Annotated in this window: 8 protein-coding genes and 2 tRNA genes; 5 read left to right on the top strand and 5 right to left on the bottom strand. The window is 62.0% G+C overall.

The features are described 5' to 3' along the window. The first annotated feature begins 77 nt into the window (after positions 1–77). Positions 78–932 carry a DMT family transporter gene (locus AC3ISG_RS18655; RefSeq protein WP_489297670.1) on the top strand — a complete coding sequence of 285 codons (855 nt, stop codon included), beginning with the start codon at positions 78–80 and terminating at the stop codon, positions 930–932. Positions 933–1148: 216 nt separating this feature from the next. Here the strand turns inward: AC3ISG_RS18655 and AC3ISG_RS18650 are convergent, their stop codons facing one another. Next, positions 1149–4622 carry a hybrid sensor histidine kinase/response regulator gene (locus AC3ISG_RS18650; protein ID WP_489297669.1) on the bottom strand — a complete coding sequence of 1158 codons (3474 nt, stop codon included), beginning with the start codon at positions 4620–4622 and terminating at the stop codon, positions 1149–1151. Between the two features lie 323 nt (positions 4623–4945). Between AC3ISG_RS18650 and AC3ISG_RS18645 the strand changes: the two genes are divergently transcribed. Next, complete coding sequence (locus AC3ISG_RS18645; protein WP_489297668.1) at positions 4946–6088, top strand: TDT family transporter; 1143 nt, start codon at positions 4946–4948, stop codon at positions 6086–6088. A gap of 142 nt (positions 6089–6230) precedes the next feature. Further along, on the top strand, positions 6231–8102 hold the full coding sequence (locus AC3ISG_RS18640) for an MFS transporter (RefSeq protein ID WP_489297667.1): 1872 nt from the start codon (positions 6231–6233) through the stop codon (positions 8100–8102). 236 nt (positions 8103–8338) lie between these two features. Here AC3ISG_RS18640 and AC3ISG_RS18635 read toward each other — a convergent pair whose 3' ends face one another. Together AC3ISG_RS18635 and rdgC are read right to left on the bottom strand one after the other, a co-directional pair. Then, positions 8339–9301 (bottom strand): bile acid:sodium symporter family protein, encoded by a 963-nt coding sequence (locus tag AC3ISG_RS18635; protein ID WP_410928054.1) that lies wholly within the window; start codon positions 9299–9301, stop codon positions 8339–8341. A gap of 81 nt (positions 9302–9382) precedes the next feature. After that, entirely contained in the window at positions 9383–10303 is a 921-nt protein-coding gene (rdgC, locus tag AC3ISG_RS18630) for a recombination-associated protein RdgC (RefSeq protein WP_108122056.1), read from the bottom strand. A gap of 159 nt (positions 10304–10462) precedes the next feature. Here rdgC and AC3ISG_RS18625 point away from each other — a divergent pair. After that, positions 10463–10538, top strand: a tRNA-Val gene (locus tag AC3ISG_RS18625). A gap of 19 nt (positions 10539–10557) precedes the next feature. Next, positions 10558–10634: transfer RNA gene (locus AC3ISG_RS18620), tRNA-Asp, on the top strand. A gap of 687 nt (positions 10635–11321) precedes the next feature. On the opposite strand, the gene nirD is transcribed toward AC3ISG_RS18620, so the two are convergent. Both nirD and nirB read right to left on the bottom strand, forming a co-directional pair. Next, positions 11322–11708, bottom strand: a complete 387-nt coding sequence (gene nirD, locus AC3ISG_RS18615; protein ID WP_489297666.1) for a nitrite reductase small subunit NirD — start codon at positions 11706–11708, stop codon at positions 11322–11324. After that, on the bottom strand, positions 11705–14266 hold the full coding sequence (nirB, locus tag AC3ISG_RS18610) for a nitrite reductase large subunit NirB (RefSeq protein WP_489297665.1): 2562 nt from the start codon (positions 14264–14266) through the stop codon (positions 11705–11707). The genes nirD and nirB overlap by 4 nt, the downstream gene beginning before the upstream one ends. Positions 14267–14696: the final 430 nt, after the last annotated feature.

Genomic DNA, 14696 nt, shown 5'->3' with positions numbered 1-14696 from the left:
AGGCCTGCAAACGCCCGCAAAACATCCGTGAATCCGGTTCGTGCCGGATCCGATTTTGTCTGAATCACAGGTGACTCATGTTCGCTAACAAAGCTTTGGCCTCGATGGCCACAACGACGCTGTTCGTACTGCTCTGGAGCAGCGGCGCGATCGTTTCCAAGTGGGGCCTGAGCCATGCTTCGCCCTTTGCGTTTCTGCTGTTTCGTTTCTTGCTGGCGCTTGTTGCGCTGGCGATCCTGATCCCTGCGTTGGGTTACAAGCTTCCCGCCACCCGCGCCTCGATGGGCTTCGCGTTGCTGACGGGCGCTGTGCTGCTGGGGGCTTACCAGATCTGCTACCTGCTGGCGCTGGACATGAAGGTCGCGCCCGGCGTGATGGCCACGATCATGGGCGTGCAACCGATTCTCACGGCCGTGCTGGTCGAACGCAGCCGCTCGGTGTCACGCCTGTTTGGCCTGAGTATGGGGCTGGTCGGCCTGGTGCTGGTGGTCTGGCAAGGCATCGGCGACAGTGGCTCGCTGGCCGGCATGGCGTTCGGCGTGCTTGGCATGTTGAGCATGACCGGCGGCTCGATCATGCAGAAACGCATCACCGACAATCCCCTCGGCACGTTGCCGGTGCAGTACCTGGCGGGGACGGCGGTGTGTGCCGTGTTCGTGCCGTTTCAGCCTTTTCATTTCGAGCACAGCATCGGCTTCTACGTGCCGGTGCTGTATATGGGGCTGGTGGTGTCGGTGCTGGCGACGTTTCTGCTGTATCGCCTGATCGCCCAGGGCAACCTGGTCAACGTCACCAGCCTGTTTTACCTGGTGCCCGGCGTCACCGCGATCATGGACTACCTGATCTACGGCAACCGCCTCGCGTTGATGAGTTTGCTGGGGATGGTGTTGATCGTGGTGGGGTTGATGTTTGTGTTCAGGAAGGTTGAATAGAACCGTCCACCCCTGCCGCGAATTCGTCGAGCACTGCGGAAGAAAACTGTAGGAGTGAGCTTGCTCGCGATCTGGCGCGCAGCGGCAGCAAACCGGTGCATGCCGTGTGTCAGGCATTACCGGGGTGTCGGGTTTCACGACTGCTTCGCAGCCGATCGCGAGCAAGCTCACTCCTACAGTGGATCATCGTTCCCATCTTGACGAGACCAGCCAGCCTCAACCCAAACGCACATGCCGACTCAACAACGCTCGCAGGGCTGCGGGCTTCACCGGTTTGGCCAGGTATTCCAGGCCAGCGGCATGCACCTGGGCGATTAGCTCCGGGCGGCCGTCGGCGCTGATGACCACCCCGGGGACGGGCTCACCCAGTTGCGTACGCAACCACGCCATCAGTTCGGTGCCGATTTCGCCGTGGTCCAGGTGGTAATCCACCAACGCCAAGTGCGGGCGAATGCCGTCGTTGAGCAGGGCCTGGCATTCCTCGCGATTGCGCGCCGTCCAGACCTGACAGCCCCAGCGGCTGAGCAGGCTGTTCATGCCGATCAGGATGCTGTCTTCGTTGTCGACGCACAGAATCTGCGTGCCGTTCAGCACGGCCCGCAAAGGCTCGCTCGGCGCAGCGGCCGGCGTCGGCAAGGCGGGCGCCAGCGGTACCGTAACGCTGAACACGCTGCCCCGGCCCGGCCATGAACGCACTTCCAGCGAGTGACCGAGCACGCGGCACAGACCATCGGCGATCGCCAGGCCCAATCCCAGCCCTTTCTCGGCGCGGGTCTGATGGCTGTCCAGCCGCTTGAACTCCTCGAAAATTACCTGCCGCTTGTCCTCGGGAATGCCCGGGCCACGGTCCCAGACTTCCAGGCTCAGTTGCCCGTTTCTGCGCCGCACTCCCAGCAGAATCGGCCCTTTGGCGTAACGGAACGCATTGGTCAGGAAGTTCTGCAATACCCGCCGCAGCAGCTTGGCGTCGCTGGCCACGCGCAAATTGCTGCCGCGCACACGGAAGTCCAGACCCTGCTCCTGGGCGAGGGCCTTGAATTCGGCGCCGAGGGTTTCAAACAGGTTGTTCAGCGCGAACGGCGTGATGGTCGGCGTGAACTTGCCGCTCTCAAGGCGCGAAATATCCAGCAAGTCGCTGATCAGGTCTTCTGCCGAACGCAGGGAGCTGTCCAGGTGCTGGATCAGTTGCTTCGCTTCCGCCGGCACGTTTTCGTCGTTGTGCAGCAAGGCGGCGGAGAACAAACGCGCAGCGTTCATGGGCTGCATCAGGTCGTGACTGACCGCGGCGAGAAACCGCGTTTTCGACTGATTGGCGGCTTCGGCATGGGCCTTGGCTTCGCTCAGCGCTGTGTTCAGCTGCGACAGCTCCCGCGTACGCTCGGCCACCCGCTGTTCGAGGCTTTCATTGGCGCCCTTGAGCGCATGCTCGGCCTCGCGGAAGGCCGTAATGTCGGTGAAGCTCATGACGAAGCCGCCGCCAGGCATCGGGTTGCCGATCAGCTCAATCACCTGCCCATTGGGAAACAATCGCTCGGAGGTGTGCGCGCGGCCCTGACGCATCCAGTGCAGCCGTCGGGCAACGTGCACCTCGGCCTCGCCGGGCCCGAGCAAGCCGCGCTCGGCGTTGTAGCGGATGATGTCGGCGATGGGCCGGCCCACGCTGATCAAGCCTTCCGGGTAGCTGAACAGCTCCAGATAGCGTGCGTTCCAGGCCACCAGCCGCAGGGACTGGTCCACCACACTGATGCCCTGGGTGATGTTCTCGATGGCGCCTTGCAACAGGGCGCGATTGAACTGCAGCACTTCGGAGGCTTCGTCGGCGATGCGCACCACGTCTTCGAGCTGCATGTCGCGGCCTTCGATCGCCGCCTTGACCACCGCCCGCGTCGACGACGTGCCCAGCACCCCCGCCAGCAAACGTTCAGTGTGGGCGATCCACTCGCCGGTGGCGTTCTGGTTGGGGTTGAAGCCTTTGCCCTGTCGGTAGGCGAAGCGGATGAAGCTTTGTTGCGCTCGCTCTTCGCCCACAAAACGCGCCGAGAGCTTGAGCAAGTCTTCGATCTGCACTGCCAGCAGCGAGCGATTGTTAGGCCGCGCCTGCAATTCCTGACCGATGAAACGCCCCGCTTGCCAGTGTTCGGACACCCGCGTTCGCGACAGCAGCGAGACCCACACAAACAGCGCCAGGTTGCCTAGCATCGACAGGACTACACCCTGGGTCAGCGGGCTGATCGGCAGATTGAAGGGGTTGCTGTGCAGCCACGCCAGCAGCGGAAAACTGCTCAGCGACCAGCCCATGCTGTGGGCAATGATCGGCAGCACCAGCGTGTAAAACCAGATGAACACCCCTGCCGCAAGCCCGGCAAACACACCGCGCCGGTTGGCCGGCTTCCAGTACAGCGCGCCAATCATCGCCGGCATCAACTGCGTGATGGCGGCGAAGGCGATCTGGCCGATGGTCGCCAGGCTGGCGGTCGATCCCAGCAGCCGATAGCTGACGTAGGCGAGCAACAGAATGACGACGATGCTGACCCGGCGCACCGAGAGCATCCAGTGGCGGAACACTTCAAACGGGCGCTCGGCGGTTTTGCGCCGCAGCAGCCACGGCAGCAGCATGTCGTTGGAAACCATGGTCGAGAGCGCGACGCTGGCGACGATCACCATGCCGGTGGCCGCCGAGGCGCCCCCGATGAACGCCAGCATGGCCAGTGCCGGGTGGGCGTGGGCCAGCGGCACGCTGATCACGAACGAGTCGGGGAGCACGGAGGCCGGCAGCAGCATCTGCCCGGCCAGCGCAATCGGCACCACGAACACCGCCGCCAGCACCAAGTATGCCGGGAACACCCATTTGGCCAGGCGCAGATCCTGAGGCTCGATGTTCTCCACCACGGTGACGTGAAATTGCCGAGGCAGGCAGATGATCGCCATCATGGCGACGCCGGTCTGCACCACCATCGACGGCCAGTTGACCGTTTCCTGCCAGTATTCCTCCAGGCGCGGCGCGAGCATGGCCTGGCTGAACAGGTCGTCCACGCCGTCGTACAGCCCGAAGGTCACGAACGCCCCGACGGCCATGAAGGCGAGCAGTTTGACTAGCGACTCGAAAGCGATCGCCAGGACCATGCCGCGGTGGTGTTCGGTGGCGTCGAGGTTGCGGGTGCCGAAGACGATGGTGAACAGCGCCAGCACCAACGAGACGATCAGCGCGGTGTCCTGGGCGCGGGTCCCGGTGGCGTCGGCGCCGGCACCGATCAGAATGTTCACCCCCAGCACGATGCCTTTGAGCTGCAGCGCGATGTAGGGCAGCACGCCAATCAGGCAGATCAGCGCGACAACCACGGCGAGGGTCTGCGACTTGCCGTAGCGGGCGGCGATGAAGTCCGCGATTGAAGTGATGTTTTCCTGCTTGCTGATCAGCACCATTTTCTGCAGCACCCAGGGCGCCAGCAGCAACAGCAGTATCGGCCCGAGGTAGATCGGCAGAAACGACCAGAGTTGTTCGGCGGCTTGGCCGACCGAGCCGAAAAACGTCCAACTGGTGCAGTACACCGCCAGCGACAGGCTGTACACCCAGGCGCGCAGGCGCGGCGGCAGCGGTTTGCTGCGACGGTCACCGTAAAAGGCGATGGCGAACATGATGGCCATATAGGCCAGGGCGACCGCAGCGATCAACCCGCTGGACAGCGACATGGGAACTCCAGAGACAAGCGGCGAGCGGTTTCGGTGGCGATCCCTCGCCGGCCGGACAGTCTCGCACGCCGCGTGGGGTTCGTCTGTTTCGACCATGGTCTGAGCGGCGCATCTAGAGCGTTTGCACCGGCCCTTTCCCGGCTAAAGCCGGTCCCACTAAAAGCAGCGCGTGCAGTCAGTGTCGAGGGTGCTCTGACGGCTATGGTTTCAGTCGGCACCTATATATCTGGGAAATCTATGAGGCATAGCGAAATTACCCGCTTAGTCGATATCAGCTGCCGTCCTACTATGGGGACCACCTCACACGAGGACAGGAGCCCGCCATGACCCACGCCATGTTCTTCCCGCAAAGACCCTTCAGCCAACTGAGTCATCCTCGGGAAGTCATCCGCCAATTCACCCCCAACTGGTTCGCCGCGACCATGGGCACCGGCATTCTTTCCGCCGTGCTGACACAGCTTCCGGTGACCATCCCCGGTGTGTTCCAGCTGGCCGAGGCCTTGTGGATGCTCAACATCGTGCTGTTCCTGACCTTCAGCGCCCTCTACATCGCCCGCTGGGCGATGTTTTTCGACGAGGCGCGGCGGGTGTTCGGGCATTCCACGGTGTCGATGTTTTTCGGCACGATTCCCATGGGCCTGGCGACGCTCATTAACGGGTTGCTGACTTTCGGCCTGCCACGCTGGGGCGACGGCGTGTTGCCGCTTGCCGAGCTGTTGTGGTGGCTAGACGTGGCGATGTCCCTGGCCTGCGGCGTGCTCATCCCGTTTTTGATGTTCACCCGCCAGGAACACCGCATCGACCAGATGACCGCCGTCTGGCTTCTGCCCCTGGTGGCCTGCGAAGTGGCAGCGGTGAGTGGTGGACTGCTGGCGCCACATCTGGCTGAAAACCACAGCCAGTTCGGCGTGCTCATCACCAGTTACGTGCTGTGGGCGATGTCGGTGCCGTTGGCGTTCAGCATTCTGACCATCCTGTTGCTGCGCATGGCCCTGCACAAATTGCCCCACGAAAGCATGGCTGCTTCGAGCTGGCTGGCGCTGGGCCCGATCAGCACCGGGGCATTCGGCCTGATCGTGCTGGGCGCCGATTCGGCACTGATCTTCAACGCCAATGGTTTGCCCGGCGTCGGCGAGATCGCCTCGGGCCTTGGCCTGATTGGCGGCGTGATTTTATGGGGTGTCGGCGTGTGGTGGTGCCTGATGGCGCTGCTGATTACTGCGCGTTACCTGCGCAACGGCATCCCGTTCAATCTGGGCTGGTGGGGTTTCACCTTTCCGCTGGGCGTGTTCGCGCTGACCACCCTCAAGCTGGGCGCGGTGCTTCATCTCGGGTTTTTTGCGGTCCTCGGCACCTTGCTGGTCGTGGCGCTGACCGCCCTGTGGTTGGTGATCATGAAGCGCACCGTGAGTGGGGCCTATAAAGGCGAGCTGTTCGTTTCACCGTGCATCGCGGGCTTACGCTAGGTACCGCTCGCTCGCGCTAACGGGCTATGCGTTGGACCGGGTGCTCGACTTTGCCGCCGGTGTCGTCTTCAATGTGGCCCGGAACCGCCGTTCGGCGTTCCCATCCGAAAGCCGGCACCGGCGCCACTCAGGACCAGGGAAGATGAGTCAGTCGCAGTTCAGTTTATTGGGTAAGCGGCGCTTTCTGCCGTTTTTCGTGACCCAGTCCCTCGGGGCGTTCAACGACAACATCTTCAAGCAGTCGCTGATCCTCGCCATTCTCTACAAGCTGAGCATCGACGGGGACCGGTCCATCTACGTCAACCTCTGTGCCTTGCTGTTCATCCTGCCGTTCTTTCTGTTCTCGGCGCTGGCCGGGCAGTTCGGCGAGAAGTACCCCAAGGACAAACTGATCCGCATGATCAAGGTCCTGGAGATCGTGATCATGGTCGTGGGGGCGACCGGTTTTCTCTTCAATCACCTGTCGCTGATGCTGGCCGCGCTGTTCGCCATGGGCACCCACTCGGCGTTGTTCGGGCCGGTGAAGTACTCGATCCTGCCCCAGCACCTGCATGAGAATGAACTGGTGGGCGGCAACGGCCTGGTGGAAATGGGCACGTTTCTGGCGATCCTCGCCGGCACCATCGGCGCCGGCGTGATGATGTCGGCGACCCATTACGCGCCCATCGTGGCGGCAGCGATGGTTTCGGTGGCGTGTCTGGGGTATCTCGCCAGCCGGGGCATTCCGCCGGCAGCGGCCGCGTCGCCGGACATGCGCCTGAACTGGAACATCTTCAGCGAATCCTGGGCCACCCTGAAACTCGGCTTGGGCCAGACCAAAGCGGTGTCGCGTTCCATCGTCGGCAACTCGTGGTTCTGGTTCGTCGGAGCGATTTATCTGACGCAGATCCCGGCCTACGCCAAGGAGTTTCTGTACGGCGATGAAACCGTCGTCACCCTGATTCTGACCGTATTCTCCATCGGCATTGCCGCCGGCTCCATGCTCTGCGAACGACTGTCCGGGCGCAAAGTGGAGATCGGTCTGGTGCCGTTCGGCTCCATGGGCCTGACCGTGTTCGGCTTGTTGCTCTGGTGGCATTCCGGTGGTTTCCCGCAGAACGTACAGGCTAACAACTGGCTGGCGATTCTGGGGTACGGCCAGGCGTGGTGGGTGTTGCTGGACATCCTCGGCATCGGCGTGTTCGGCGGGTTTTACATCGTGCCGCTGTACGCGCTGATCCAGTCGCGAACGGCGGAGAAGGAGCGCTCGCGGGTCATCGCGTCCAACAACATCCTCAATGCGCTGTTCATGGTGGTGTCGGCGATCGTTTCGATCATCCTGCTGAGCGTGGCGAAACTGTCGATCCCGCAGCTGTTCCTTGTCGTGTCGCTGATGAACATCGCGGTCAACGCGTACATCTTCAAAATCGTGCCCGAGTTCACCATGCGCTTCATGATCTGGCTGCTCAGCCATTCCATGTACCGGGTGGAGCATCGCGACCTCGACCTGATCCCTGATGAGGGCCCGGCATTGCTGGTCTGCAACCATGTGTCGTTCGTGGATGCGCTGTTGATTGCAGGTTCTGTGCGCCGGCCGATCCGCTTCGTCATGTACTACAAGATCTTCAATCTGCCGGTGCTGAATTTTGTGTTCCGTACGGCGGGCGCCATCCCGATTGCCGGCATCAAGGAGGACAAGGCGGTGTTCGACAAAGCGTTCGAACGCATCGCCCATTACCTCAAGGAAGGCGAGCTGGTGTGCATCTTCCCGGAAGGAAAACTGACAACCGACGGCGAGATCGACACCTTTAAAAGCGGCATGACCCGGGTCTTGCAGGAAACCGACGTGCCGGTGATTCCGCTGGCATTGCAGGGGTTGTGGGGAAGCTTCTTCAGCCGCGACCCGAACAAGGGGGTATTCCGCAGACTGTGGTCGCGAGTGACCCTGGTGGCCGGGCCTGCGTTGACGAGGGAGGCATCGCAACCGGCGCGGGTGCGTGAGCGGGTGGCGCAGTTGCGGGGGGCGGTGCGTTAGCCGGAAGCCGATGTTTTGAGCTGTCGGAATACCTGGTGGGAGACTGCTGGTTGAGCTTGCGACAGAGGACCTGTGGGAGTGAGCTTGCTCACGAAGAGGTCGGTACATCCGCTAAACCTTCACCGGCAGGAATATCGTCTTCGCGAGCAAGCTCGCTCCCACATTGACCGCATCCGCTGAACGACTCGTGGGCGACCGGGAATCTCCCACAAAGAGCAAGCCAGCTTCAGGGCCGATCACCCTGCAATCGGCTTCTCTTCCGCGACCACCGCATCCGGCGTCATCTTTCGGAAGTACGTCGAAAGCAACGCGCCGGAGATGTTGTGCCACACGCTGAACAGCGCGCTTGGCACCGCCGCCAGTGGCGAAAAGTGCGCGGCGGCCAGGGCGGCGCCGAGGCCTGAGTTCTGCATGCCGACTTCCAGAGACAGCGATTTGCGCTGAGCCAGCGGCAGTTTGAACAGCTTGCCGGTGAAGTAACCCAGCAGAAAACCGAAGCTGTTGTGCAGGATCACCACGGCCATGATCAACAGGCCTGATTCGGCAATCTTCGCCTGACTCGCCGCCACCACCGCACAGACGATCATCACGATACTCACCACCGACACCAGCGGCAGCACGTCGACGGCAAAACTCACCTTGGCGCCCAGCAGGCGCTGAGCGATGACGCCGAGCACGATCGGCAGCATCACTAGCTGCAGGATCGACCAGAACATTTCCATGAAGGACACCGGCAACCACGCCGACGCCAGCAGCCAGATCAGCGCCGGGGTCAGCAGCGGGGCGAGGAGGGTGGTGACGGCGGCGATGGCCACCGACAGCGCCAGGTCACCTTTTGCCAGCCAGGTCATGACATTGGACGAGGTGCCGCTTGGGCAGCAGCCCACCAGAATCACGCCCACGGCGATTTCCGGCGGCAGGTGGAACAGCTGGCAAAGCAGCCAGGCCACGCCGGGCATGATCACGAAGTGCGCGACCACACCCAGAGCCACGCGCCAGGGATGGCGCACGACTTCAGAAAAATCATCGAGCTTGAGGGTCAGGCCCATGCCGAACATCACCAGTCCGAGCAACGGCACGATGTACGACTTGAGGCCGATGAACCAGGACGGGAACAGGAACGCCAGCACGGCGAACAACAGCACCCAGTACGCGAAGGTATTACCGACAAAACGACTCAACGCAGCCAGGGCGCGCATGGTCTGCTCCTTTCTTATTGGTATGAATGAACCCGGAAACGGAAGGAGCCAGCAAGCCGGCTCCTGCGCCGTCAGGCGAAATCAGATCCCCTGGGGAATCTCTTCGCCGCCCAATGCCTCCATCAGTTGCGGCAGGAACTCGCCGAACGTCAGCATCATCAGGGTGAAGCTGGCGTCCTGCTGCCCCAGCGCATCGTCGCCGCCGTTCTGCTCGGCTTCATCCTGCAGCAGGTCTTCGAACTTCAGGCGTTTGATACCCAGCTTGTCGTCCAGCACGAACGACAGCTTGTCCTGCCACGCCAGCGACAGCTGAGTGACGACTTTGCCGGTGCTCAGGTGCAGCTGGATTTCGTCGCTGGTGAGGTCCTGACGTTTGCATTTCACAATGCCGCCGTCTTCGTGGGTATCGCGCAGTTCGCACTCGTCCAGCACGAAGAAGTGCTCGGCGGTCTGGCTGGTCTTGACCCATTCGGTCATCACAGCGGTTGGCGCGGTCTTGACGGTCACGGGACGTACCGGCAGCGAGCCGACCACTTCACGCAGGGTCGACAGCAGGTCTTCGGCGCGCTTGGGGCTGGAAGCGTTGACCAGAATCACGCCTTGCTTGGGGGCGATGGCGGCGAAAGTGGCCGAGCGGCGGATAAACGCGCGGGGCAGGAAGGCCTGGATGATTTCATCCTTGAGCTGGTCGCGTTCCTTCTTGTAGACCTTGCGCATCTGCTCGGTCTCGATCTCTTCGACTTTTTCTTTCAATGCATCGTTGACCACGCTGCCGGGCAGGATGCGTTCTTCCTTGCGCGCCGAGATGAGCATGAAATCACCGCTGACGTGCACCAGTGGCGCGTCTTCGCCCTTGCCGAACGGGGCGATGAAACCGTAAGTGGTCAACTCCTGGCTGGCACAGGCTCGTGCAGGCTTGGTCGCCAACGCGGTTTCCAGCGCCTCGGCGTCAAATGGCAGGTCCTGGGTCAGGCGATAGACAAGCAGGTTTTTGAACCACATGGGGTACATCTCTCCTTTATACAAAGGGGGGCATTATTCGCTGCTGCGACCCTGCGGCCAACCCTGATGTAAGCCTTTGGAAGGATTATAAAATTTATTTCAAAAAGTGCTTGCCAGCTTTTTGATCGCTCCGTAGAATGCGCGCCACACCGAAGCGAAGGGTGATTAGCTCAGCTGGGAGAGCGTCTGCCTTACAAGCAGAATGTCGGCGGTTCGATCCCGTCATCACCCACCATTCGTTTCAAGTGTTACGCGCAGCGGTAGTTCAGTCGGTTAGAATACCGGCCTGTCACGCCGGGGGTCGCGGGTTCGAGTCCCGTCCGCTGCGCCATATTAAGTTACGAGGCCCTTGAACTCCTCGTAACGACAAAGAGAGCGACCTTAGGGTCGCTTTTTTTATGCCTGGGATTTGGTGGGCGCAGTCTGATCGATGGTTGTTCCCACGCTCCGCGTGGTAACACTGTTAATGACGCTTCGCGTCAACTTGCCCGGGCTTGAATGAGCGTCGCCTGCAGGACGCAGAGCGTCCGGGGCTGCGTTACCACGCGGAGCGTGGGAACGATCAGGTTCACCCCGAGAATCTGGCATCGCTCACACCGACCTCTTCCCGGCTAAAGCCGGTCCCACTAAAAGCGGCGCGTGCATCCAGCAGAAGTGGCGTCGATCCCGACTGTAGGACCGGCTTTAGCCGGGAAGCTGTTGATCTGCTTGTGATCTGCTTGTGCTCTGCTTTTGATCTTCCTACACAAAAGGCTCAGTCACCTCCAATCGCGACTTGGGTGCAGGCTGAACGCAGGTCTCGCGCAGTGGGCCGAGCCGCATGGATGCGGCGAGAGCGCCGTCAGGACATGGATGTCCGTTCGGCGCGGGCCCACGGAGCGAGACCGGAGTGAAGGAACCCTGACGAAGGAAGGGCCCAACCAGGAGCAAGCACCCTTGGTTACTTGGGGTGCTTTTCCAAGTAACTCGCCGAAGGCGAAATGTCTGCCGTTAGGCAGACGCACTTGATCTTCGCGGACTAAGCAACGCCGCTGACATCTACCTCCACAACATCGCCCACCAGCCGCACCGGCCAGGTCCGCAGCCGCAGTGCCGCATCCTCCAGACACGTTCCGTCCTTCAGCCGGTAATGCTGCTTATATAAAGGCGAAGCGATCACAAGATCCCCGCCCAAACTGCCGATCAACCCCCGACCAATCACATTCACCCCCGTGACCGGATCACGATTGTCCACCGCAAACAACTGCGCCGCGCCACCAATGGACGCCACAAAAAACAACGCCACCTGCGCAGTGCCCACCAGCGCAACCACGCCGGAATTCAGCACCAGATCCTCACGCGCACATACCGCGCGCCACACCTGAGTTTTCGGCATCTCCATCACCGCAGCATTGGCCTGGCTCATCGTGCAACCTCCACAGCGGCAATCAGATTCAACTCTTCAGCGCGAGCCGGACGACGCTGGCTGCGCTCCTTGACGAAACGAATGTCCGGGTCAGCGCCCTTGTCATTGACGAATGTGCGGAAGCGCTTGAGTTTCTCCGGGCTCTTCAGCGCGTTCGCCCACTCGCATTCATAACGGTCGACCACCAACTGCATCTGCGCCTCCAGTTCGGCGGCGAGCCCGAGGCTGTCCTCGATCACCACCGCCTTCAGAAAATCCAGCCCGCCTTCAAGGGACTCGCGCCAGACCGACGTCCGCTGCAACTTGTCGGCGGTGCGGATGTAAAACATCAGCACGCGGTCGATGTAGCGAATCAGCGTCTCGTCGTCCAGATCGGTGGCGAACAGCTCGGCGTGGCGCGGCCGCATGCCACCGTTGCCGCACACGTACAGATTCCAGCCGTTCTCCGTGGCAATCACGCCGATGTCCTTGCTCTGGGCTTCGGCGCATTCACGGGTGCAGCCGGACACCGCGAACTTCAGCTTGTGCGGCGAGCGCAGGCCTTTGTAGCGGTCCTCGATGTTGAGCGCCATTTGCACGCTGTCCTGAACGCCGTAACGGCACCAGGTGCTGCCGACGCAGGACTTCACCGTTCGTGTCGATTTGCCGTAGGCATGGCCGGTCTCGAACCCGGCAGCGACCAGCTCGGCCCAGATGTCCGGCAGCTCGTGCAACTGCGCGCCAAACAGATCGATGCGCTGGCCGCCGGTGATCTTCGTGTACAGGTCGTATTTCTTCGCCACCGCGCCGATGGCGATCAAGCCGTCCGCAGTAATCTCGCCCGCCGGAATGCGCGGCACCACGGAGTACGTGCCGTTCTTCTGCATGTTGGCCATGAAGGTGTCGTTGGTGTCCTGCAGCGGGACCAGCGACGGGTCCATGATCGGCCGGTTCCAGCACGAGGCGAGGATCGAGCCGACGGTGGGTTTGCAGATGTCGCAACCCACATGGCCTTTGCCGTGGCGGGCCAGCATCTCGTCGAAGCTTTCGATGTTTTCAATGCGGGCGAAGGCGTACAGCTCCTGACGCGTGAACGCAAAGTGCTCGCACAGGCTTTTATCGACGGTGACGCCGCGGGCAATCAGTTCGTGCTCGAACACGCTTTTCAGCAGCGCTGCACAACCGCCGCACCCGGTGGCCGCCTTGGTGCAGGCCTTGAGCCCGGCAAGATCGGTGCAGCCGCCGTCGATGGCCGAACAGATCGACGCCTTGCTCACGTTGTGGCATGAGCAAATGGTTGCCGTGGCGGGCAGAGCATCGGCGCCAAGGGTTGGCGCGCCGTCACTGTGGGGCAGGATCAGGCTCGACGGATCGGCGGGCAGCTTGATGCCGTTCTGTGCGTATTGCAGCAAGGTGTCGTAATAACTGTTGTCGCCCACCAGCACGGCGCCGAGCACTTTTTTGCCATCGGCGGACACCACCAGGCGTCGATAACTGCCGCTGGCCTCATCGATGAACCGGTAGCTGCGCGCGCCGGTCAACGCGCCATGGGCATCGCCGATGGAGCCGACGTCGACGCCGAGCAGTTTGAGTTTGGTCGACATGTCCGCGCCGAAGAACGGCTCGGCGGCCAGGTCGCACAATTGCGCCGCGACATTGCGCGCCATTTGATAGCCCGGCGCGACGAGGCCGAAGACGCTGCCGTTCCAGGCCGCGCACTCGCCGATGGCGAAAATGTCGGCGTCGCTGGTGCGGCAATGTTCGTCGATGGCGACGCCGCCGCGCGGGCCCAGCGCCAGCTCACACTGGCGGGCGAGGGCGTCTTGCGGACGAATGCCGGCGGAGAAAACGATCAGGTCGGTTTCGAGGAATTCATCGCCGGCGAAATTCATCCGGTAGCGGTATGTCTCACCCGCGCTGATGGATTGCGTCGCGCGAGACAGATGCACGCCAACCCCCAGCGCTTCGATGCGCGCCTTCAGGGCGGCGCCGCCGTGATCGTCCAGCTGAACCGGCATCAGGCGCGGCGCGAATTCCACCACGTGGGCTTCCAGTCCCAGTGACTTCAGCGCGTTGGCCGCTTCCAGTCCCAGCAGCCCGCCGCCGACCACCACACCGCGTTTTGACTGACTGGCCGCGGCGCGAATGGTGTCGAGGTCGTCCAGGGTGCGGTAGACCAGTCGCGAGTTGCCTTCAGCGCCTTCGATGGGCGGCACGAAAGGGTAGGAGCCCGTCGCCAGCACCAGCTTGTCGTAACCAAAGCGGCCCTTGGCGGTGATCACTTCGCGCCCCACCCGGTCGATTTCCAGCACCGGCACACCCAGGTGCAGCGCAAGCCCGGTCTGCTCATATAAGGAAGCAGCGCTCATCGCCAGTGACTCGGCGTCGCGACCGCCAAAGTATTCGGACAGGTGCACGCGGTCGTAGGCGCGCTGGCCTTCCTCACCGAACACATGAATGCGGTAGCGCTCAAGGGCGCCGGCGGCGATCAGTTGTTCGACGCAGTGGTGACCCACCATGCCGTTGCCGATGACGATCAGGGTTTGGACGTCGTTGAGTGGGGCGACTGTGGTGGTCATATCGAGTCCCGGCCAAGGCCAATCAGGTTTTTCGAAAGCAAAAAAAAGGCGCCCGGAACCTCTCGGTTCCAGGCGCCTTTGCCTGTTCTTTTAACGGTTGCCGCCCGACCACAGTGTCGACGCCAACCTGGTGAGCCCGATGCCGCGAACGGCTGGCGGTCTGCGTTGACCGGCCAGGGCTGCCAACCGGGTGTTCAGGCTGGACTTGGTAAGGGACATAGCAATGGCTGTGCCAGCGGAGAATGTCCAGGTGTCGGACGCCTTTCGTCCCCGCCAGACGCGCAGGTTTGACGGGCCAGAGGCGTGATCGTAAGCCGATCTCATCGCCATCGATACGAACGGTACCGGCTCGAAAAGGGTGCGATTTACGCTGGTGCGCCCCACCGTGAAGCTCAACTCTCTTTAATCGGGCGAGCAACTTTCGCTGAAA

Source organism: Pseudomonas sp. GL_135, from assembly GCF_057834665.1.
The sequence above is the reverse complement of the archived record's forward strand: the minus strand, read 5'-3'. Positions and strand labels throughout refer to the sequence as shown.